Genomic DNA, 21,066 nt, shown 5'->3' on the forward strand with positions numbered 1-21,066 from the left:
TGGCCGCAGCCTGCGCCCCGGGGGTGTGGCGCTGGTGGGCGAGCCCTACTGGCGGCGGGAGCCGGAGGACGAGGCGACCTTGGCGGGGTGTCACGCCACGTCGGTCGAGGACTTCCGGACCCTGCCGGGGCTCGTCGGCCTGTTCGGTGAACTCGGGTGGGACCTGGTCGAGATGGTGTTGGCCGACCAGGACAGCTGGGACCGCTACGTCGCCGCCCAGTGGTGGAACCTGCGTGCCTGGCTGGACGCCAACCCCGGCGACGAACTGGCTGCTGAGGTGCGCGACGAACTGGACCGGGCTCCCCTACAGCACGTGACCTATCAGCGGGAGTTCCTCGGCTGGGGGGCCTTCGCGCTGATCCGTCGCTGACCAGCCCGCCCCGCCGGGCCGCGCCGCCCGCCACGCAGCCGGCTGACCGCGACCCCGACCAGGCACAGCGACCCGCCGACCATGCCGTGGACGGTGGGTACCTCGGCCAGCAGGGCCCAGGACAGGAGCACGGCGATCGCCGGGACCAGGTAGCTGCTCAGGCTCAGCCGTGCCGCGTCGACCCGGCGCAGCGCGTAGGCCCAGAGGCTGAACGCCACGGCCGTGGAGAAGACCCCCATGTAGACCGCGGCCAGGACCGCCCCCGTGGGCGCCGCGGCGACCTCGACGACGGTCGAGGGGACGTAGAACACCAGGGCGACGGAGCCGAGCGCGGTGCCCCACCAGGTCGCGGACAGGGGGTCGATGGTGCGCAGCGCGCCCTTCTGCAGGAGCACGCCGGCGGCGTAGAGGGTCGCGGCGAGCAGGCCGAGCAGCACCCCGGTCAGGTCGCGCTGCGTGTCCTCCGCGCCCAGCGCGATGATCCCCACGCCGGAGAAGGCGACGACCAGCCCGGCGACCAGGGGCACGGTGAAGCCGGCGCGCTGCACGAAGCCGACCCAGAGCGTCACCAGGATGGGCGCCACGTTGACCAGCATGGCCGCGGTGCCGGCGTCCAGGTGGTGCTCGGCGGCGTTGAGCACCACCGAGTAGAGGGCCATCCACAGCGCGGCATAGCTGCCGACCAGCAGCCACCCCCGGCCCCGCGGCACCGCCAGACCGCGACGGAGCACGAACGGGGCCAGCACCGCGGTCGCGACGACGACGCGGATGAGGGCGAGCGGTCCGGGGGAGAGGTGCGGGCCGACATACCGGATGGCGACGAAGGAAGATGCCCAGAAGGTCATCGTCACCAGCACCGCCAGGACCGCCAGGAGACCGGCGCGGGAGCCCGACGACGCGCCGGGCCGGGTGTCGGCGGCAGGTGGTGGCTGCGGGAGGGCAGTGCTGGCCATGGGTCAAGCCTGCGGGGCAGAACGCGTAAGCACAAGCGAATCTTTCTTCACGAAACTTAAGCGTTACTGTAGTATCGGGGGATGCTCGACGTCCACCGGCTCCGGGTGCTGCGTTCCGTCGTCTCGACCGGCTCGGTCCAGGGGGCGGCCGCACTGCTGGGCTACACCCCGTCCGCCGTCAGCCAGCACCTGGCGACGCTGTCCCGCGAGACGGGGCTGACCCTCGTGGAACGGGCCGGGCGGGGGATCGAGCCGACCGCCGCCGGGCGCAGTCTCGCCTCGGCCAGCGACGACGTGCTCGGTGCGCTCGCCGGGGTGCAGGACGTGGTGGACAACCTGCGGGCGGGACGCAGCGGCACCCTGGTGCTGCGCTACTTCGCCTCGGTCGGCGCCGCCTGGATGCCCCGGGTCGTGGCCGCCCTGGACGGGGAGTTCCCCGACCTGCGGCTGGTGCTGCAGCACGCCGAGCTGGCCCCGACGCCCCACGCGGCGGCGCCGGACCTGGAGCTCTCGGTCGCCCGCCTCCACCCGGCGCCGCCGGTGGGCTACCGGTCCCACGACCTGCTCGAGGACCCCTACCTGGTCGTGGTGCCCGCGGGGCACCGGTTCGCCCGGCGGGAGCGGGTCGAGATGGCCGAGCTGGAGGACGAGCCCTGGGTCGACAACGACATCCCGGGCGCGCCGTGCCGCTCGTTGGCCATCGACGCCGCGGCCGCCTGCGGCTTCCACCCGAGGTTTACGGTCGACACCCACGACTTCGCCACGGCCCTGGCCTTCGTGGCCCACGACCTCGGGATCACCGTGATGCCCGAGCTCGCCTGCCGGGTGCTGCCGGCGGGGGTCGTGCCGGTGCCGCTGGTGGACCCGACCCCGGTCCGGACGATCCGGGTGCTGGTGCGCGACGGCGTGGCCGCGACCCCGCCCGCGCGGCGGACCGTGGAGCTGCTCCGGGAGCTGGCCGGCCGCTGACCGGCAACCGCTGGCCAGCACCTGACCGGCGCCGCGGGACGCGAAGGGCTCCCCGGGGTGGAGCACTCGCACCCCGGTGCGGTTCACTGTGTGCCGTGACCGCACCCACCGCCGCGCTGCGTGACAGCGCCGTCCGCGACTCCGCCCGCGTGGCCGTCTTCGCCGCCCTGATCGTCGCCCTGGCGATCGTGCCGGGCCTCTACCTGCTCGGGGGCTCGGTGCCGGTGACGCTGCAGACCCTCGGGGTCGCGCTGGCCGCCGCTATCCTCGGGCCGTGGCGCGGGGCGGCGGCCGTGCTCGTCTACCTCGCGCTGATCGCGATCGGGCTGCCCGTGGCCAGCGGGCTGAAGGGGGGCCTCGGACTCTTCGCCGGGCCCACCGGTGGCTTCCTGGTCGGGTTCGTGCCGATGGCGATCGTGGTCGGCCTGCTCGCCCGCTGGGCGCTGCGACGCGTGCACGGGGCCCGGCTGCCGCTGGCCCTCTTCGGGGCCGCCGCGGTCGGCATCCCGGTGCTGTATGCCGTGGGGGTGCCCTGGTTCGCCCAGGTCGCCGGGATGTCGGTGGGCCAGGCGATGAGCACGGTGATGTGGGCCTTCATCCCCGGGGACCTGGTGAAGGCCGCCGTCGCGGGGGCGGTCACCGCGGCCGTGGTGCGGGCGCTGCCCGACGTGGTCGGCCACCGGGGCTGACGCTCCCGGAGCTGGCCGTCCGGCGTCGGGGCGTCGCCGCCCCCGCGCCGTCCGTGTCGCGCAGCTGCTCCTCGATCCACCCGGCGGTCCCGGTGACCTCGGCGATAAACCGGGGCACCGAGTCGGCGGTGAACCGCTGCTCCGGTCCCGTCACGTTGATCGCGCCCAGCACCCGGCCGTGGCGGTCCCGGACGGGGGCGGCCACGGAGGAGACGTTCGGCGCGCGGGCGCCCTCGGTCGTGGCATACCCCTGGGCGCGCACCCCGGCCAGCCTCCGGAGCACCTCGTCGCGCCCCTCCGGCGCAAGGTCGGCGTGGGAGTCCAGGTAGGAGGCCTGCTCCTGCTCGCTCAGGTTCGCCAGGATGGCCAGCGAGGGTGACCCGACCAGCAGTGAGACCGGCTCGCCCAGGTCGCGGTAGGTCCGGTGCAACTCGTGTTGGGACTCGACCTGGCGGATCGGGACGCGCGTCCAGCCCTCCCGGATGTGCAGCGCCGCCGTCTCGCCCGTGGCGTCCCGCAACCGGACCAGGGCCACGCCACCGGCCGAGCCGAACCTGCCCCACTGGTGGGTGTAGGACTCGGCCAGCGCGACCGTGCGACCCCCGAGCGCGAAGCGCCCCCCGGGCAGTTCCCGGACCAGCCCCGAGGCAGCCAGCGTCACCAGGTAGCGCCAGGCCGTGGTGCGGTTCAGGCCGAGTCGGCTCGCAACCTGGGCGGGGGTCTGCACGGGTTCGGCGGCCTCGAAGGCGACCAGGACATCGAGGGCGCGCTTGACCGATTGCAGGACCGGTGGTGGAGTGCTGTTCACAAGTTGAGTGGTCCTGTTCGCATAGTGAACACCGTAGGGAGTGGTCGTATGGGCGTCAAGGGGCCGGCCGGGCAGTCGCGCGAGCCCATGTTCCCGATGCGGACAGTGGTGCTGGGCACCTTCACCCCCTCGTTGCTCTTCGGCATCGCGATCGGCGTGATCATCCCGCTCCTGCCGCTCAGCGCGGTCCGGCTCGGCGGGGACCTGGCGGTCGCCGGGCTGGTGGCCTCCCTGATGCCGTTGGGCAAGGTGCTCACCGACATCCCGGCCGGGGCGCTGGCCGCCCGGTTTGGTGACCAGCTGGCGATGCTCGTGGCGGCGCTGGTCGGGGTGGTCGCCTTCGGCGCGATGGCCCTGGCGCCGCACCTGTTCGTGCTCGGTGCGGGTGCCCTGGTCCTGGGGGCCTCCACCGCGGTGTTCAACCTCGCGCGGCACGCCTACCTGACCGAGATCACGCCGCCGGACCGGCGTGCCCGGGTGCTGTCCACGCTGGGCGGGATGCACCGGATCGGCTACTTCATCGGGCCGTTCCTCGGCGCGGCGGTGGTCTTCGGGACCTCGATCCGACCCGCCTACTGGCTCGCGGCCGGATGCTCCGGGCTGGCGGCCGTCGTGCTCGTGGCTGTCCGGGAACCCGCCCGCCGGGCTCCGGCGGACGGCCCCGCACCCGAGCGCAGCTCGATCCCGCAGTTGCTGGTCCGCTACCGCCGGCTCTTCCTCACCCTGGGGGTGACGACCTTCCTGGTCGGCTCGGTCCGTGGGGCCCGCCAGACCGTGCTGCCCCTGTGGGGCGAGCACCTCGGCCTGGACCCCGAGGTCATCTCCATCATCTTCGGGCTGTCCGGCGCCCTGGACATGCTGCTGTTCTACCCGGCGGGCAAGGTGATGGACAGCTTCGGGCGGTTGTGGATCGGGATCCCCTCGATGCTGCTGATGGCGCTGGCGATGGCGGTGCTGCCGCTGGCGGGATCCGTGCCCGCGCTGGCCGTCGTGGCCGCCGTCCTCGGGGTGGGCAACGGCATCGGCTCCGGCATCATCATGACGATCGGGGCCGACGTCGCGCCGCCCGGCGAGCGCTCGGCCTTCCTCGGGGTATGGCGGCTCTTCCAGGACTGCGGCGACGCCGCGGGGCCGATGGTCATCTCCGCAGGGGCGGCGTTGGGTTCGCTCGCCGGGGGGATCTGGGTCACCAGTGCCCTGGGCGGCGCGGCCGCCGCTGCCCTGGGGCGCTGGGTGCCCCGCTATTCCGAGCACGCGAACCGGACCACCCGGAGGCGGGCCGGCATCCCGGTCGGCTGATCCCCCCCCCGCGGGATCCGCTCAACCGGACAGTGCGGTGTCCTCCAGGTAGTCCGGGTCCACCGTCATGCCCAGGCCCGGCCCGTCCGGCAGCCGGAGGCTGCCACCGGAGGGTTGGGGCGCGTCGGGGAAGATCCGGTCGCCGATGTCCTGCAGCCCGGGGTGGATCTCCACCGTCGCACCGTTGCGCAGACCACCGATCAGGTGCATGTTGACCTGCGACCAGCCGCCGGCGCTCGCCAGCGGCAGGTGGTGCGCCGAGGCCAGGTCGGCGACCCTGCGGCCCTCGGTGAAGCCGGAGGTGTAGACCGCGTTGGCCTGCAGGATGTCCACGGCGCCGGCGTCGACGAACTGGCGCAACCGGTGCACGTCCGCCTCCATCTGACCGGTGGCGATCGGGACCGGGATCCGGCGGCGCAGGTCGGCCAGCAGCCGCGGGTCGTTGTCGGTGAGCGGCTCCTCGAACCAGGCGAGGTCGGCGCCGTCGACGGCACGGGCCAGGCGGTACGCCTCGAGCGGGGTGAACTCGCAGTTCGCGTCGATGGCCAGCGCGATGTCCGGGCCGATCGCCTCGCGGACCGCCAGGATCCGTTCGGCGTCCTCGCGCCAACCACCCGGCCGTCCCCCGACGACCATCTTCAGGCAGTCCGTGCCGGCCGCGACCTGCTGGCGAGCGGCCTCGACGAGCTCGTCCACGGCATACCGGGAGGCGCCGAAGGTCACGTAGGCGGGCACCTCCGTCCGGTGCCCACCCAGCAGCGCGTGGACCGGACGGTCGACGCCCCTGCCGTACGCGTCCCACAGTGCCACGTCCAGGGCGGCGAGCGCGCTGGCGATCACCCCGGTGAACCGGCGCTGGTTGAGCCGCCGGGCGACGAGGTCGTGGATCGCCTCGACCCGGCGCACGTCCTGCCCCCGGAGCAGCGGGAAGAGCTCGTCCACCAGCACCGCGCGGATCGCGGTGGGCAACAGCTGACCGGTGACCCCGAAGCCGGTGATCCCACCGTCGGTGACGATCTGGCAGGAGACGAACCGGCGGTTTCCGGCCGGCTCGGCCAGCAGCGGGAGCCGGACGGGTGCCCGGTGCACCCGGGCGGTCAGGGCGTGCAGTCGGAACATCGGGCCTCCTGTGCGTGGTGTCGGGTCAGCCGGCGGGGGGAGTGGCGCGCTCGACCGCGGCGCGGAGCGACTCCTCCGAGGCGCCCAGCTCGCGCGAGACCGCGAAGGCGACGGCCCGGATGCGCTCGCCGAACTCGGCCTTGCGCGTCTCGGTCACCCGGAGCGCGGGGACGGACAGGCCGATCGCGCCCAGGATGGTGCCGCCGAAGTCCAGGACCGGGGCGGCGAAGGAGCGGATGCCCGGGGTGCGTTCGGCGTCGGAGTAGGCCCACCCCCGCTCCCGGATGAGGGCCAGGTCGACGCGGAGCCGGTCGGGGTCGGTGATGGTCCGGTCGGTCGCCGGGGCGATCGGCTCGGTCAGCACCCGCTCCTGCTCCGCGACGGGAAGGTAGGCCAACATCGCCTTCCCGGGGGCGCCGTGCGCGATCGGGATCGGGATGCCGAACTCGGTGTAGGTCCGTCGCAGTTCCTGCCGGCTCTCGACCTGGTCGACGACGGCGCGCCGCCCTCCGGGGAGGTGCTCGTGGATCCCGACCGTCTCGTTCACCTCGTCCCGCAGCTGCTTGGCCAGCGGGAGGGCCGCGGTGCGCCAGGTGCTGGCCAGCGCGCCCCCGTGCGCGAGACGCACCACGAGCGGCCCGAGGGCGTAGCGCCGGTCCGTGGTCTGCCGGACGAGCTCGTTGTCGGCCATCGAGCCCAGCAGCCGGTGGACCGTGCTGGTGGACAGGCCGGTCCGTCCGGCCAGCTCGGTGATGCCGAGCTCGGGGTGGGTCGCATCGAAGCAGCGCAGGATGCTCACCGCCCGATCGATCGACTGCACCCGGGGGCGTGGTGGCTCCGTCATCGCTGCGTCCTCCTCGTCGAGTCGCGTCCGGGAAAAGGCTCTTGACCCGTCCTCAGCAGCCACCTAGTGTATGGCTCCAGTTATCCCAATATGTGAGATTGCATCCCACAATACAGGAAAGGCGGCGATGATGCTCCCTCTCGACGGATTCCGCGTCCTCGACCTCACGAGATTCCTCTCCGGCCCCTACTGCACCCTCGTGCTGGCCGAGCTGGGCGCCGATGTCATCAAGGTGGAGCAGCCGCACACCGGCGACGACTCGCGCCGGCTGGCTCCCAAGGTGAACGGCGAGAGCTACCCCTCGGCGATGCCGAACCGGAGCAAGCGCAGCGTCTCCCTCGACCTGAAGACCGAGGAGGGCCTGGCCGGGTTCCGCGAGCTGGTCAAGACCGCCGACGTGGTCATCGAGAACTTCCGGCCGGGCGTGGCGACCAAGCTCGGCATCGACTACGAGCAGGTCAAGGCGCTGCGCGAGGACATCATCTACTGCTCCATCTCCGGCTTCGGGCAGACCGGCCCCTACCGGCACCGCCCGGGCTTCGACATCATGGCGCAGGGGCTCAGCGGGCTGATGCGGATGACCGGTGACGGCCAGCGCCCCGCCAAGGTCGGGATCGCGATCAACGACATCGCCGCCGGCGCCACCGCCGCATACTCCATCCTCGGGGCGCACATCCACCGGATGCGCACCGGTGAGGGCCAGTCGATGGACATCTCCCTGGTGGAGGCCGGGCTGGCCTGGACCGTGTGGGAGTCCGGCGCCTACTTCGGCTCCGGCGAGGTCCCGCAGGCGACCGGCACCCGGCACCGCCGCTCCACCCCCTACCAGGCGTTCCGCACCTCCGACGGATTCGTCACGATCGGGGCCGCGAACGACCGCCTCTGGGAGCGGCTGGCCACCACCGCGCTCGAGCGGCCGGAGTGGCTGGAGGACCCGCGCTTCGCCACCCTGCCGGACCGGATGGCCAACATCGAGGAGCTCGAGGCCGAGATCGAGGCGATCACCGTCACCCGCACCACCGACGAGTGGATCGAGGCGGTCGACCGCGCCGGCGTCCCCTGCGGCCCCGTGCTCACCTACGACGACGCCCTCGCAGACCCGCAGATCGTGGACCGCGGGGTGGTCACCGAGGTCGAGCACCCGATCATCGGCCCGATGAAGACGATCGGACCCCCGACGAAGTTCTCCAACCTGCCCGAGTACGGGGTCCGCGGCCCCGCCCCCTGGCTCGGCCAGCACACCACCGAGCTGCTGCGCGAGGTCGGCGTGGACGAGGAGGCCATCGAGGCGATGTATGCCTCGGGCGCCGCCTTCGACGCCCACCCCGACCTGCAGCAGGACCGACCCGAGGACCGGGGCGCCGTCGCGCAGCCGGCCTCCGCGACGAGAGGGAACTGACCGATGACCGAGCACGCCACCGCGACCCAGGCTGCCGAGCCGGCCGACCGCACCGAGGACCTCCTGGTCACCCAGGAGGGCGGGGTCGCCACGCTGACCCTGAACCGGGAGCGCAGCCGCAACGCGATCAACATCGGAATGTACCGGGCCCTCCCGGACCTGCTGCGGACGCTGGACGCCGACCCGGACGTGAAGGTCGTCATCATCCGTGGGGCCGGCGACAAGTCGTTCGCCTCCGGCGCGGACATCAAGGAGTTCGAGCAGGAGCGCAGCGACGCCACGAAGGCCAAGAACTACAACGAGAAGGTCGCCGCGGCCGAGCACGCCATCGAGGAGATGAGCAAGCCCACGATTGCGATGATCCACGGCTTCTGCATCGGCGGCGGGGCCGGCCTCGCGCTGTCCTGCGACATCAGGTTCGCCGACACCAACGCCAAGTTCGCGATCACCCCGGCCAAGCTCGGGCTGGTCTACAGCCTGGAGTCCACCAAGCGCGTGGTCGACCTGGCGGGACCCTCCCGGGCCAAGTGGATCCTCATGTCGGGGCTGCAGATCCAGGCCCAGCGGGCCCTGGAGCTCGGGCTGTTCGACGAGCTGTTGGCGCCGGAGGAGCTGGAGACCTACACCTACGAGTTCGCCGCCACCGTGGCCAGCCGCGCCCAGTTCAGCGTCCGGGCGGGCAAGGTCATGGTCGGCAAGGTGACCACCGGCCAGGTGGCCGACGACCAGGCCACCCTGGACCTGCGCAACTCCTCCTTCGACACGGTCGACTTCGCCGAGGGGGTGCGGTCCTTCATGGAGAAGCGTCCGCCGGTCTTCACCTGGACCGGGGCCGATGGCTGAGCTGGCCCGTTCCGAGGGTGCCGCCGAGCCGGCCTTCGCCGGCGCGGTCCGCGCCGCCAGCGACGCGGCCGCCTCGGATGCCCAGGAGTTCGGCGACTTCTTCCTGTCCCGGTTCCTGGGCCTGCAGATCGGCTACGACGAGGCGGCCCGTTCCTGCACCGTCGTCCTGCCCTACGCCACGCACCTGACCAACCCGCAGGGCAGCGTCCACGGCGGCATCATCACCACCGCCATGGACATCTCGATGGGGCACCTGTCCCGGCACTTCCTGAGCGCCGCGATGACCATCGAGATGCAACTCCGGTTCTTCCGCCCGCTGACCACGACGGGGACGTGCACCGCCACGTTCCTGCGGGAGGGCCGCCGGATCGTCCACATCGAGTCCCGGATGACCGACCCGGATGGGCGGGAGATCGCCCACGGGGTTGGTTCCTGGCACCGGCTCGATGCATCCACCAACCACCCCGCCCACCCGGTCCACGACGGAGCGACTGGGCACCAGACCGGCAAGGAAGCCGGTAGGAGGAAGTAACCATGCGCACACGATTGATTGCTGGAGTGGGAACCATCGCCCTCGCCGTCTCGCTGTCGGCCTGCGGTGACGACGGAGGCAGCAGTGACGGCGGTGACTACCCGTCCGAGGACCTGGACTGGACGATCGCCTTCGGCCCCGGCGGCGGCAACGACATCATGGCCCGCACGATGGTCGACATCATCGACCAGTACGACCTCTACCCGGGCAACATCCGACTGGAGAACCGGGAGGGCGGCAGCGGCGCGACCGGCTGGGGCTACCTGCTGAACCAGAAGGGCAGCGGCTACGGGATCTCGACCACCTCCGGCTCCTTCATCACCACCCCGCTGCAGGCCGACACCGGCTGGACCTACGAGGACTTCACCCCCGTCGGGTTGTTCGCCACGGACGACGCCCTGTTCATCGTGCCCGGGGACAGCGAGTACGAGACCTGGGAGGACTGGGTGGACTACGCGACCGGCCAGGACAGCGTCGTGGTCGGCGGCATCGGCACGGTGAACGTCGACTTCATCCTGCACGAGCTGCTCGCCGACCAGGCCGGCTACGAGATCGAGTACGTGCCGTTCAACGAGGAGGGCCAGTTGCAGACCGCCCTGCTGTCCGGGTCGCTGGACGCCACGGTCTCCAACACCGGCTCCATCCTGGGTCAGGTCGAGGCCGGCGAGGTCAGGCCCCTGATGTTCACCGGTCCCGAGCGGCTGGACGTGCTGGCCGACGTCCCCACCGGGGAGGAGCTCGGCTACCCCGACCTGCCCGCGATGCCGCGCGGCATGATCCTGCCGCCCGACGCGCCCGCCGAGGCGCAGGAGTTCTGGGTCAACACCATGAAGGAGGTCGTGGAGACCCCGGAGTGGCAGGAGTACATCGACTCCAACTACCTGGCCGAGAACATCCTGTGGGAGGACGACTTCTACGCCTTCCTGGGTGACACGGTGGCCGACTTCGAGACCATCCTGACCGATGCCGGGGTGCTGGAGTGAGTAGCGCACTCCGGACCCGAGATCCTCACGAGACGGGAGACGCCGAGGTGTCCGGCACCGCCGGCGGGCGTCCGTTCCCGGTCAAGCTCGTCTTCTTCGTCGCGCTCCTGCTGATCATGCTGGGGTACACCCAGATGGCCTTCGACCTGGAGTGGACGACCAAAGCGGGGCGGATCGGGCCGGGCTTCTTCCCCCGGATCATCGGGGTGCTCGGCACGCTGCTCACCCTGCTGGCCGTCTACCAGGCCTGGAAGGACCCGGAGGACGAGGCCGAGGGCTTCGAGGAGGAGGACCAGGGGGAGGCCGACCTCGGCCGCCACCCGATGGTGCTCCTCGGGGTCGTGCTCGCCTCGATCGTCTTCCTGGTCACCTTCAACACCCTCGGCGCGATCGTGTCCGGCGCCATCTTCTGCTTCCTGGTGCTGGCCTACCTGAACCGGGGAAAGTGGGTGGCGAACGTCATCCTGGCGGTCGCCGTGCCGCTCGCGATGTACCTGCTGTTCCAGACCGCGCTCAACGCCGGACTCCCCTCCGGGATCCTGCCCCGCTTCTAGCGGCACCCGGGAAAGGTACTCATGGACGTCTTCAACAACCTCGCGGGCGGGATCGCCACGATCCTGACCCTGCAGAACCTGTTCCTGCTGGCAGCCGGCGTCACGGTCGGCATGATCGTCGGGGTGATGCCCGGTCTGGGCCCGTCCGCCGGGCTGGCGATCCTGCTCCCGCTGACCTTCGGGCTCGACCCGGCCGGGGCCATCGTGATGCTCGCGGCGGTCTACTACGGGTCGATGTATGGCGGCACGATCACCTCGGTGCTGATCAACACCCCTGGTGAGTCGGCCACGGTGGCCAGTACCTTCGACGGCTATCCGCTCGCCAAGAAGGGGCGCGCCGGTCCCGCCCTGGTGATGGCCGCGGTGGCCTCGTTCATCGCCGGCACGGTCGGTGCCATCCTGATCAGCTTCTTCGCACCGGCCACGGCCTCGGTCGCCCGGACCTTCGGGCCGCCCGAACTGTTCCTCGTCGTGGTCGCCGGTCTGCTCACGCTGATCGTCATCATCGGTAAGAACAAGATGCTCGGGGTGCTCTCGGCCCTGCTCGGCTTCGGCATCGCCACCGTCGGGATCGACCCGGGCGGCGGCCAGCAGCGCTACACCTTCGGGTCCACCGAGCTGATCAACGGGATCGACTTCGTGCCGGTCGCGATCGGCCTGTTCGGCGTCGGCGAGATCCTGCATACGCTCTGGCGTGGCGGGCACCTGGAGAAGATGGGCTACGCCAAGGTCTCGGTGCGCGACCGTGCCTTCTGGCCGACCAAGCAGGACTTCAAGGAGTCCAACGGCTCGATGTGGCGCGGCTCCTTCCTCGGCTTCCTGGTCGGGACCGCTCCCGGCGCCGGGGCCACCGTGGCGTCGCTGATGAGCTACAACCTGGAGAAGTCGGTCTCCAAGACGCCGGAGAAGTTCGGCAAGGGCGCGATGCCGGGCCTGACCGGTCCCGAGGCCGCGAACAACGGTGCATCGGCCGGTGCCATGGTGCCGCTGCTCACCCTGGGCATCCCAGGGTCCGGCGCGACCGCGGTGCTGCTCGCCGGCTTCCTGATGTGGGGCCTGCAGCCCGGCCCGCTGCTGATGGAGCAGAACCCCGACTTCGCCTGGGGCCTGATCGCCAGCATGTACCTCGGCAACGTGATGCTGCTGCTGATCAACATCTTCATGATCCCCAGCTTCGCCAGCATCGCCCGGGTGCCGTTCCGGCTGTTGGCCCCGGTGATCATCGTGCTGTGCGTACTGGGCACCTACACCGTCAACGGCAGCATCATCGAGGTCGGCATCATGTTGGCCTGTGGTGTGCTGGGCTTCTTCATGCGGCGCTTCGGGATGTCCCCGGCCGCGCTGGTGATCGCCCTGGTCCTCGGCCCGCTGGCCGAGGAGACGCTGCGGCAGACGATGGTGATCTCCGGCGGTGACCCCACGATCTTCCTGCAGCGCACCACCTCGGTGTACCTGCTTATCGCGATGGCCCTGCTCCTGCTGATCCCGCTGGTCGCGCCGCTGCTCAAGCGCGCGGTCACCGCACAGGTCCGGGACATCGGGCGGGCCCGGCGCTACAAGGAGCGTCAGGAGGCCAAGGCGGCCAGGTCCTCCGGCGGGTCGGATGCTGAGAAGGTAGGGACCGCGGTCGGCAGCCAAGACGGACCGCCCCGTGAGGACCCACCCGCAGGTGAAGGGAAGTCATGACGCAGACCAGGTATGCCGTGGTCGGCGGCGGCATCGTCGGTGCCGCCGTCGCCAGCCGGCTGCTCGACGTCCACCCGGACGCCTCCGTCACCGTGCTGGAGAAGGAGGACTCCCTGGCGGGGCACCAGACCGGCCGCAACAGCGGCGTGGTGCACGCGGGGCTGTACTACACGCCCGGCTCGCTCAAGGCGCGGCTGTGCCGCCAGGGCGTCGGGATGCTGAAGGACTTCTGCTCCGAGCACCGGCTGCCCTACCAGGAGATCGGCAAGGTCCTCGTCGCGCTGGACGACGTCGAGGCCGGGCGGCTGGCCTCGATCCAGGAGCGGGCCGAGGCCAACGGCGTGCCCGGCGTGCGCCGGATCGGACCTGAGGAGCTGCGCGAGCTGGAGCCCCACGTGCGCGGGGTAGCCGGCCTGCACTCACCCACGACGGCGATCGTGGACTACCCGGCCGTGACCCGGACCCTGGCCGGTCAGGTGTTGGACCGCGGCGGTGACGTCCGCACCGGCACCGAGGTGGTGGCGTTGCGCAACACCGCCAACGGGGTGGAGCTGAGCACCACGGCGCAGGGTGAGACGCAGGTCGAGACGTTCGACAGCGTCATCCTGTGCGCCGGCCTGCACGCAGACCGGCTGGCCCGCCAGGTGGGGGCCAGTCCCGAGCCGCGGATCATGCCGTTCCGCGGGGAGTACCTGCTGCTGCGCCCGGACCGCCGCGACCTGGTGCGCGGGCTGGTCTACCCGGTGCCCGACCCGCGGTACCCCTTCCTCGGGGTGCACCTGACGCCCCGCACCGACGGCGAGGTGCTGATCGGCCCGAACGCCGTCCTGGCGCTCGCCCGGGAGGGCTACTCCTGGCGGAAGGTGTCCCTCAAGGACCTGTCCGAGACGGTGCTCTGGCGCGGCTTCGCCCCGTTCGCCGCGAAGAACTGGCGCACCGGGATCGCCGAGATGGCGGGATCGCTCAGCACGAAGCGGTTCGTGTCTGCAGCCCGCCGCTACGTCCCGGAGCTCGAGGTGGGCGACGTGCTGCCCGGCCCGAGCGGCATCCGGGCCCAGGCCATGGACCGGGACGGCAGCCTGGTCGACGACTTCCGGATCGACCGGCAGGGACGGGTCGTCGCGCTGCGCAACGCGCCGTCCCCGGCGGCCACCTCGAGCCTGGCGATCGCCGAGTACCTGGTCACCGAGATCGACCGAGCCCACGAGGAGCTGACGAGATGACCGAGCCCGCTGCACTAACCCCGGAGCACCAGGGACCCGCGGGGCACCCGCACCTGCCGGGGGACCTGTGGATCATCCTGGCCACCCCCTTCGACGGGCAGGGCCGTCTGGACCACGAGTCGATGGTCCGGCAGGTGGGCTTCGCCCGCGACGCCGGCGCCGACGGGGTGGTGGCGCTCGGGGTCTTCGGCGAGGCCGCCTCGCTGAGCCTGGCCGAGCAGCGCGAGGTCGCCCGGACGGTCGCCTCGGCGGCCGACGGTCTGCCGCTGGTCCTCGGGGTCGCCGGTCGCAGCACCGCGGTGGCGCTGGAGCAGGCGGAGAACGCCCTCGCCGGCGCGGACCGCGAGGCGGCCCTCATGGTGCTCATCACCAGCGGTCGGCCGGACGTGCTCCAGGCCCACCTCGACGCGTTGTATGCGGGCACCGGCGCACCCGTGGTGCTGCAGGACTACCCGGCGACCTCCGGCGTGCAACTGGCGGCGGCGGCGCTCGGCGACCTCGTCGCCGCCAATCCCCAGATCGTGGCGATCAAGGCCGAGGCGGCGCCTACGCCACCGGGCATCGCCGCCATGGTCGAGCGCACCGGCGTGCCGGTCTTCGGCGGTCTGGGCGGAGTGGGTCTGCTGGACGAGCTCGCGGCCGGCAGCGCCGGGGCCATGACCGGCTTCAGCCACCCGGAAGGACTCCGCGCGACGCTGGACGCCCACCGGGCCGGCGGCTTCGAGGCCGCCCGGGCGGCCTACGCACCATGGCTGCCGCTGGTCAACTTCGAGGCGCAGCAGGGGATCAGCCTGGCGCTGCGCAAGATGCTGTTGCACCGGCGGGGAGTCCTGGCGGATCCCTTCGTGCGACCGCCCGCCCCCTCCGTCCCACCGGCCCTGCTGCCCGTCCTCGAGCAGCACCTGGCCGCCGCACCCACCCGCCCGGACCACGAAAGGACCCCCGTATGAAGCTCGGCATCGAAGGCAGGACCGCCATCGTCCTGGGCGCCACCTCCGGCATCGGCTCGGCCATCGCCGACGCGCTCGCGGCCGAGGGCGTCAACATCGTCGTCGTCGGACGGGATGCCGACCGGACCACGGCCCGCGCGGCCCAGCTCGCCTCCGCCACGCCGGTCACCGCCGACCTCACCGAACCCGACGCGCCGGCGACGATCGTGGCGGCCGCGGAGTCGGCATACGGGCAGGTCGACATCGTCGTGCTCAACGGAGGCGGCCCGCCGCCCGGCACCGCGGACGCCACGACCCCCGAGGCCGCCGGCGACGCCTTCGACCTGCTGGTCCGGCCGCACGTCGACCTGGTGCAGCGCGTGCTGCCCGGGATGCGGGAGCGTGGCTGGGGTCGCTTCATCGCCGTCGGCTCCAGCGGCGTGCACCAGCCGCTGCCCAACCTCGCCCTGTCGAACCTCGGCCGGGCGGCGCTGGCCGGCTACCTGAAGACGCTGGCCAACGAGGTCGCCGGGGACGGCGTCACCGTCAACATGGTGCTGCCCGGCCGGATCCAGACCGAGCGGGTCGACAAGCTCGACCGGGCCAACGCCGAGAAGGCCGGCAAGGCGGTCGAGGACGTCCGCGCGGCGTCCATGGCGACCATCCCGGTCGGCCGCTACGGACGTCCCGAGGAGTTCGGGGCGGTCGCCGCCTTCCTGGCCGGCGAACCCGCCTCCTACGTCACCGGCCAGGAGATCCGGGTGGACGGAGGTCTGGTCCGCGCCCGCTGACCGACCCGCCCCCACGCCATACCGGCTGTTCCCGCCCCACCACGACGCCCCGTCCCACCCACGCCACCGAGGAGACCCGTGTCCGCCCACTTCGCCACCATCACCGAGTCCGGCACCGAGTCCGACACCGAGCAACCGGTCCTGGTCCTGCCCGAGCGCGGCGTGATCCCCTTCGCGGCGCTCGGGGACGACGTGCCCGCCACCCTGCTCGAGGCGATCCGGTCCGAGCGGACCGGTGAACTCGCCGACCGCGCGGCGACCGCCCCCGACACGGCCTTCCGCCCGGTCGACGGGGTGACCTTCACGGCCCCCTACCGGCACCCCCGGATGATCTGGGGGATCGGGCTCAATTACGTCGACCACGCCGCCGACCTGTCGGAGTCGGTCCCCGAGGAGCCGGCGTCCTTCATCAAGCTGGACCACACGGTGATCGGGCCGGGCGAGCCGATCCCGGTGCCGCAGCAGAGCGAGCGGACCACCAGCGAGGCGGAGATGGGCCTGGTGATCGGGCGACACTGCCGCAACGTCGAGCCCGAGGAGGCCCTGGACTACGTGCTCGGCGCGGTCAACGTGCTGGACCAGACGGCCGAGGACATCCTGGCGCGCAACCCGCGGTTCCTGACCCGGTCCAAGAACTTCCCCGGGTTCTTCTCCTTCGGCCCGCAGATCGTCCCGCTGGAGGAGGTCGTCGCCCACGCCGGGAGCCTGGAGGACATCGAGGTCTCCACGGTCGTGAACGACGAGCAGACACGGACCAACACGGTCTCCCGGATGCGGTACTCGCCCGCCTACCTGATCAGCTTCCACAGCAAGGTGATGCCGTTGCAGCCCGGCGACATCCTGTCGCCGGGGACCCCCGGCGCCATCCACGTGCGCCCCGGCGACATCGCCGAGTGCCGCATCCCCGGGCTGGGGGTGCTGCGCAACCCGGTGGTCGCCGGCTGAGACCGCGGGGCGCACGCCGCCCGGCCACCCGGCCACAGTGGTCGTGGGCACCCGTCCGGTGCTGGGAGACTGTGCGGGTGCCGGGTGTGCGTTTCGAACAGGTCGACCTGCGCTATGAGCGACGCACCGTCCTGGAGAGCATCGACCTGGACCTCGTGGAGCACCGGGTCGGCATCGTCGGCGCCAACGGTTCGGGCAAGTCCAGCCTGGTCCGGATGATCAACGGCCTGGTCCGTCCCACGTCCGGCCGGGTCCTGGTGGGCGGGCTCGACGTGGCCCGGGAGACCCGGCGGGTGCGCCAGCGCGTCGGGTTCCTGTTCCCCGACGCCGACCACCAGATCGTGATGCCGACGGTGCGGGAGGACCTGGCCTTCTCGTTGCGCGGGTCGGGGCTGCCGGCCGCCCAGGTGCACGAGCGGGTGGAGGGTGCGCTCACGGCATACGGTCTGGCCGAGCATGCCGACCACCCGTGCTACCTGCTGTCCGGCGGGCAGAAACAGTTGCTCGCGCTGGCCGCGGTGCTGCTCACCGAACCCACCCTGATCGTCGCCGACGAGCCGACCACCCTGCTGGACCTGCGCAACGTGCGCGCGATCTCGGCGCGCCTGGCCGCGCTCGAGCAGCAGCTGATCCTGGTCACCCACCACCTGGAACTGCTCGACGGGTTCGACCGGGTCGTGGTGATCGACGAGGGGCGGGTGGTCGCCGACGACGCGCCCGGGCCCGCGCTGGAGCGGTATGTCGAGCTCCTGGGGTAGCGGCGCGGCGCGCCTCATCGGGGTGCACTGGCCGGGCGACTCGTGGCTGCACCGGTTGCCGGCCGGGGCCAAGGTGGGCGGCCTGGTGGTCGCGGTGGCCGTGTTGCTCTGGATGGACGAGCCGTATGCCGTGGGGGCCGCGCTCCTGCTCTCCCTCCTGGTGCTCGCCTCGGCCCGGGTGCCGTGGCGCTGGTTGGGGGCCCCCGCCCGTGCCGTCGGCCTGATGCTCCTGCTGGTCGGCGCGTTCCAGGTGTGGGTGCTCGGGTGGGAGGCCGCCGTGGTCGGGGTGTGCCGGATCGCGGCCATGCTCGTGCTCGCCTGGACCGTCTCGCTGACCACCCCGGTCACCGCCATGCTGGACCTGTTGCGGAGGTTGCTGGGCCCGCTGCGGCTGGTGCGGGTGGACCCCGACCGGGTGGCGATGACGATCGCCCTGGCGATCCGGAGCATCCCCCTGGTGCTGGCGGCCGTGGAGCAGGCGGACCAGGCCCGCCTGGCCCGTGGGCAGCGCCGGTCCCTGACGGCACTGGTCGTCCCGACGGTCGTGCGGACCGTGCGCATCTCCGACGCGCTGGGGGACGCCCTGATCGCCCGCGGCTACGGCGCCGAGGAACCTGCCCCGCGGCGGGGAGCGGAGTAGCGGCCGGTCAGGTCGGGTCGGCGGCCTCGGCGAGCACCTGTCGGGCGCGGATCACCTGGGCCTCGACCTCGAGGATGCTGCAGGCCACCCGGCGCCGGTCGAGGATCCCGGCGGTCGGCAGGTAGCTGACGATTTCGCTGACCACCATGATCTGCACCCGTGCCAGGGCGGGGTGGCGCGGCAGCCACCGCTGGCCGAGGAATCCGGGCAGTGCGTGCAGGAGGGTCTCCGGCCCGGCGACCCGCACGACGGCCCCGAGGGAGTGCAGCTGCCGTTCGGCATGGACCAGGACCTTCTCGCTGTCGGTGAGGAACCGCTCGCACTCCAGGTCGAGGTAGCGCTCGAGCTTGCGACGGACGCCGTGCGAGCGTGTCCACATGGCGGGGTGGCGCAGCATCCGGGACTGCGCGAAGAAGCCCTCGAGTGTTCGCTCGATAGAGAGCGGAACTGCGGCCGCCGTGTCCATATGTAGAGACTGCCAAACGCCACCGACAGGTCGTGCACCGGGGTGGCCCGGCGTGTCCCGGAGTCCCTGCCCGGCGCCGGTCATCGGGGTGCGATCATGGCGGTGATGGAGAGACGAACGACCGGCATGGTGATCATCGGGGGCCTGATCTTCGTCGTGCTCGCCGGATTCCTCGCCGTGGTCCAGCCCGATGCCCGGCCCCTCGCACTGTCGGCGGCGTTGTTCTTCGGCGCGGTCGCCGCCATCGCCGCGGTGGAGCGGGGCCGACACCGCATCTCGCCGACCACGAATGCCCGGTTGATGGGGGCCGCGAGCGTGCTGTTCGGGGTCGGTTTCGGCGCCATGGGAGTCGTGGCCTGGCGGGACCCCTATGCCTTCGATCGCGCACCGCAGGCAGTGATCGTCGCGGTCGCCGTGCTCGGGTTGGTCTTCTTCGGCGTCGGCGGTGTGCTGCTCATCGTGACCGGTGGGCGGCCCCTGAGGTGGGGCAGGCGCCGCTGAGGTCCGAGACAAGCCCCAGGCGCCGGTGGCAGTCTGGGTGCTAGCACTAGCCTGGCGGTGCCGGATGACTGGCGATGCCGGATGAGAGGAGTCGAGATGGAGTCCTACGCCCAGGGCGAGACGGAGCCGCTGCTGGAGGAAACGATCGGCGCGAACTTCGAGCGGACAGTCGCCGCCCACGCAGACCGCGAGGCGCTGGTCGAGGTCGCGACCGGCCGGCGGTGGTCTTGGTCCGAGCTGAACCGCGACGTGGATGCCCTCGCCCGGGGACTGATGGCCGCCGGGGTGGAGAAGGGTGACCGCATCGGCATCTGGGCACCCAACTGTGCCGAGTGGACGCTGACCCAGTACGCCACCGCCAAGATCGGCGCGATCCTGGTCAACGTCAACCCGTCGTACCGCACGCACGAGTTCGCCTACGCGGTGAACCAGAGCGGTATGCGGATGCTGCTGGCGGCGAGCAGCTTCAAGACGAGCGACTACCGCGGCATGGTCGAGCAGACCGCCGCGGAGTGCCCGGCCCTGGAACGGGTGGTCTACGTGGACACCGACGACTGGGGCAACCTCCTCGCCGAGGGTGAGGGACTGCATACCGACGCCGTCGCCGAGCGGATGGCCACGCTGTCGCCCACGGATCCGATCAACATCCAGTACACGTCCGGCACGACCGGCCGCCCGAAGGGTGCCACCCTCAGCCACCGCAACATCCTGAACAACGGGTTCTTCGTCACCGAGCTGATCAACTTCACCGAGCAGGACCGGCTCTGCATACCGGTGCCGTTCTACCACTGCTTCGGCATGGTGATGGCCAACATCGGCTGCACGACCCACGGCTCCACCATGATCATCCCCGGTCCGGGATTCGCGGCCGAGGACACGTTGCGCGCCGTGGCCGCGGAGCGGTGCACCGCCCTGTACGGCGTGCCGACGATGTTCATCGCGATGCAGAACCACCCGACCTTCGCCGAGCACGACCTGTCGACGCTGCGGACCGGCATCATGGCCGGCTCGCCGTGCCCGGTCGAGGTGATGAAGAAGTGCGTCGACCTGATGCACATGTCGGAGGTCTCGATCTGCTACGGGATGACCGAGACCTCCCCGGTGAGCACCCAGACCCGGTCCGACGACGACCTGGAACGGCGCACCGAGACGATCGGACGGGTTCATCCCAACCTGGAGATCAAGATCGTCGACCCGGTGAGCGGTGAGGTCGTGCCGCGCGGGGAGACCGGTGAACTCTGCACCCGCGGCTACTCGGTGATGGTGGGCTACTGGGAGGAGCCGGCGAAGACCGACGAGGTGCTGGACGCCGACGGCTGGATGCACACCGGCGACCTGGCGGTGATGCGGGAGGACGGCTATTGCATCGTCGTCGGACGGAGCAAGGACATGGTGATCCGGGGCGGGGAGAACATCTATCCCCGCGAAATCGAGGAGTTCCTCTACGGTCACCCCGACATCCAGGACGTCCAGGTGGTCGGCGTCCCCGACGAGAAGTACGGCGAGGAGTTGTGCGCCTGGGTCCAGCTCAGGGAGGGTGCTGAGCCGTTGACCGCCGAGGCGGTCCGTGAGTACGCCACCGGCAAGCTGGCGCACTACAAGATCCCGCGCTACGTCATGGTGGTCGAGGAGTTCCCGATCACCGTCACCGGCAAGGTACGCAAGGTCGAGATGCGGAAGGTCTCCACGGAGAAACTCGGCCTGTGAGGTGGCGCCTGCCTCGCTGAGGTTGCGCCTGTATCGCTGAGGTGCGGTGTCCTCGGGA

At 71.6% G+C, this 21,066-nt stretch carries 23 protein-coding genes; 18 read left to right on the top strand and 5 right to left on the bottom strand.

The genetic code is table 11. The features are described from left to right. The first annotated feature begins 25 nt into the window (after window positions 1–25). Window positions 26–370, top strand: a complete 345-nt coding sequence (locus tag FB467_RS18960; protein ID WP_244932787.1) for a hypothetical protein — start codon at window positions 26–28, stop codon at window positions 368–370. Here the strand turns inward: FB467_RS18960 and FB467_RS07885 are convergent. Beyond that, window positions 322–1,323 (bottom strand): DMT family transporter, encoded by a 1,002-nt coding sequence (locus FB467_RS07885; protein WP_141784612.1) that lies wholly within the window; start codon window positions 1,321–1,323, stop codon window positions 322–324. The two genes, FB467_RS18960 and FB467_RS07885, sit on opposite strands and share 49 nt — an antisense overlap. A gap of 81 nt (window positions 1,324–1,404) precedes the next feature. Here FB467_RS07885 and FB467_RS07890 point away from each other — a divergent pair, with 81 nt between their 5' ends. Beyond that, window positions 1,405–2,292, top strand: a complete 888-nt coding sequence (locus FB467_RS07890) for a LysR family transcriptional regulator (RefSeq protein ID WP_141784613.1) — start codon at window positions 1,405–1,407, stop codon at window positions 2,290–2,292. A gap of 95 nt (window positions 2,293–2,387) precedes the next feature. Next, window positions 2,388–2,981: a biotin transporter BioY gene (locus tag FB467_RS07895; RefSeq protein ID WP_228393111.1), complete on the top strand. Its 594-nt coding sequence runs from the start codon at window positions 2,388–2,390 to the stop codon at window positions 2,979–2,981. On the opposite strand, the gene FB467_RS07900 is transcribed toward FB467_RS07895, so the two are convergent. Continuing rightward, on the bottom strand, window positions 2,929–3,789 hold the full coding sequence (locus tag FB467_RS07900; RefSeq protein WP_170230630.1) for an IclR family transcriptional regulator: 861 nt from the start codon (window positions 3,787–3,789) through the stop codon (window positions 2,929–2,931). The two genes, FB467_RS07895 and FB467_RS07900, sit on opposite strands and share 53 nt — an antisense overlap. Window positions 3,790–3,837: 48 nt before the next feature. Here FB467_RS07900 and FB467_RS07905 point away from each other — a divergent pair, with 48 nt between their 5' ends. Beyond that, complete coding sequence (locus FB467_RS07905; RefSeq protein WP_141784615.1) at window positions 3,838–5,088, top strand: MFS transporter; 1,251 nt, start codon at window positions 3,838–3,840, stop codon at window positions 5,086–5,088. 21 nt (window positions 5,089–5,109) lie between these two features. Here FB467_RS07905 and FB467_RS07910 read toward each other — a convergent pair whose 3' ends face one another. Both FB467_RS07910 and FB467_RS07915 read right to left on the bottom strand, forming a co-directional pair. Further along, a complete protein-coding gene (locus FB467_RS07910) occupies window positions 5,110–6,207 on the bottom strand; it encodes a mandelate racemase/muconate lactonizing enzyme family protein (protein ID WP_141784616.1) in 1,098 nt (365 codons plus the stop codon). Between the two features lie 25 nt (window positions 6,208–6,232). Continuing rightward, window positions 6,233–7,051: an IclR family transcriptional regulator gene (locus FB467_RS07915; protein ID WP_141784617.1), complete on the bottom strand. Its 819-nt coding sequence runs from the start codon at window positions 7,049–7,051 to the stop codon at window positions 6,233–6,235. A 127-nt stretch (window positions 7,052–7,178) separates the two neighbouring features. On the opposite strand from FB467_RS07915, the gene FB467_RS07920 reads away from it, so the two are divergent. The 12 genes from FB467_RS07920 (at window position 7,179) to FB467_RS07975 (ending at window position 18,334) form a co-directional block, all read left to right on the top strand. Then, window positions 7,179–8,450, top strand: coding sequence for a CaiB/BaiF CoA transferase family protein (locus FB467_RS07920; protein ID WP_228393109.1), 1,272 nt, complete (start codon window positions 7,179–7,181; stop codon window positions 8,448–8,450). 3 nt (window positions 8,451–8,453) lie between these two features. Continuing rightward, complete coding sequence (locus FB467_RS07925) at window positions 8,454–9,293, top strand: enoyl-CoA hydratase-related protein (protein WP_141784619.1); 840 nt, start codon at window positions 8,454–8,456, stop codon at window positions 9,291–9,293. Next, window positions 9,286–9,825, top strand: a complete 540-nt coding sequence (locus tag FB467_RS07930; RefSeq protein WP_141784620.1) for a PaaI family thioesterase — start codon at window positions 9,286–9,288, stop codon at window positions 9,823–9,825. The genes FB467_RS07925 and FB467_RS07930 overlap by 8 nt, the downstream gene beginning before the upstream one ends. A 2-nt stretch (window positions 9,826–9,827) precedes the next feature. Next, window positions 9,828–10,808, top strand: coding sequence for a Bug family tripartite tricarboxylate transporter substrate binding protein (locus FB467_RS07935; protein ID WP_141784621.1), 981 nt, complete (start codon window positions 9,828–9,830; stop codon window positions 10,806–10,808). Then, a complete protein-coding gene (locus FB467_RS07940; protein ID WP_141784622.1) occupies window positions 10,805–11,362 on the top strand; it encodes a tripartite tricarboxylate transporter TctB family protein in 558 nt (185 codons plus the stop codon). Before FB467_RS07935 ends, FB467_RS07940 begins: the two co-directional genes overlap by 4 nt. A gap of 21 nt (window positions 11,363–11,383) precedes the next feature. Beyond that, on the top strand, window positions 11,384–13,048 hold the full coding sequence (locus FB467_RS07945; RefSeq protein ID WP_141784623.1) for a tripartite tricarboxylate transporter permease: 1,665 nt from the start codon (window positions 11,384–11,386) through the stop codon (window positions 13,046–13,048). Beyond that, complete coding sequence (lhgO, locus tag FB467_RS07950; RefSeq protein ID WP_141784624.1) at window positions 13,045–14,271, top strand: L-2-hydroxyglutarate oxidase; 1,227 nt, start codon at window positions 13,045–13,047, stop codon at window positions 14,269–14,271. Before FB467_RS07945 ends, lhgO begins: the two co-directional genes overlap by 4 nt. Next, window positions 14,268–15,221, top strand: a complete 954-nt coding sequence (locus FB467_RS07955) for a dihydrodipicolinate synthase family protein (RefSeq protein WP_141784625.1) — start codon at window positions 14,268–14,270, stop codon at window positions 15,219–15,221. The genes lhgO and FB467_RS07955 overlap by 4 nt, the downstream gene beginning before the upstream one ends. Next, window positions 15,218–15,991: an SDR family oxidoreductase gene (locus tag FB467_RS07960; protein WP_141784626.1), complete on the top strand. Its 774-nt coding sequence runs from the start codon at window positions 15,218–15,220 to the stop codon at window positions 15,989–15,991. The genes FB467_RS07955 and FB467_RS07960 overlap by 4 nt, the downstream gene beginning before the upstream one ends. A gap of 78 nt (window positions 15,992–16,069) precedes the next feature. After that, window positions 16,070–16,936, top strand: a complete 867-nt coding sequence (locus FB467_RS07965; protein ID WP_228393107.1) for a fumarylacetoacetate hydrolase family protein — start codon at window positions 16,070–16,072, stop codon at window positions 16,934–16,936. A gap of 77 nt (window positions 16,937–17,013) precedes the next feature. Continuing rightward, window positions 17,014–17,694, top strand: coding sequence for an energy-coupling factor ABC transporter ATP-binding protein (locus FB467_RS07970; protein WP_141784627.1), 681 nt, complete (start codon window positions 17,014–17,016; stop codon window positions 17,692–17,694). Further along, the gene (locus tag FB467_RS07975; protein ID WP_141784628.1) at window positions 17,675–18,334 is read left to right on the top strand and encodes a CbiQ family ECF transporter T component; all 660 of its coding nucleotides are present in this window, start codon (window positions 17,675–17,677) and stop codon (window positions 18,332–18,334) included. Before FB467_RS07970 ends, FB467_RS07975 begins: the two co-directional genes overlap by 20 nt. Window positions 18,335–18,341: 7 nt before the next feature. Here the strand turns inward: FB467_RS07975 and FB467_RS07980 are convergent, their stop codons facing one another. After that, entirely contained in the window at window positions 18,342–18,800 is a 459-nt protein-coding gene (locus FB467_RS07980; protein WP_141784629.1) for a hypothetical protein, read from the bottom strand. A 105-nt stretch (window positions 18,801–18,905) separates the two neighbouring features. Here FB467_RS07980 and FB467_RS07985 point away from each other — a divergent pair, with 105 nt between their 5' ends. Both FB467_RS07985 and FB467_RS07990 read left to right on the top strand, forming a co-directional pair. After that, window positions 18,906–19,301, top strand: coding sequence for a hypothetical protein (locus tag FB467_RS07985; RefSeq protein WP_141784630.1), 396 nt, complete (start codon window positions 18,906–18,908; stop codon window positions 19,299–19,301). Window positions 19,302–19,382: 81 nt separating this feature from the next. Further along, entirely contained in the window at window positions 19,383–21,008 is a 1,626-nt protein-coding gene (locus tag FB467_RS07990; RefSeq protein WP_228393102.1) for an AMP-binding protein, read from the top strand. Window positions 21,009–21,066 lie beyond the last annotated feature (58 nt).

It is taken from the genome of Ornithinicoccus hortensis (assembly GCF_006716185.1).
Classification (GTDB): Bacteria; Actinomycetota; Actinomycetes; order Actinomycetales; family Dermatophilaceae; genus Ornithinicoccus; species Ornithinicoccus hortensis.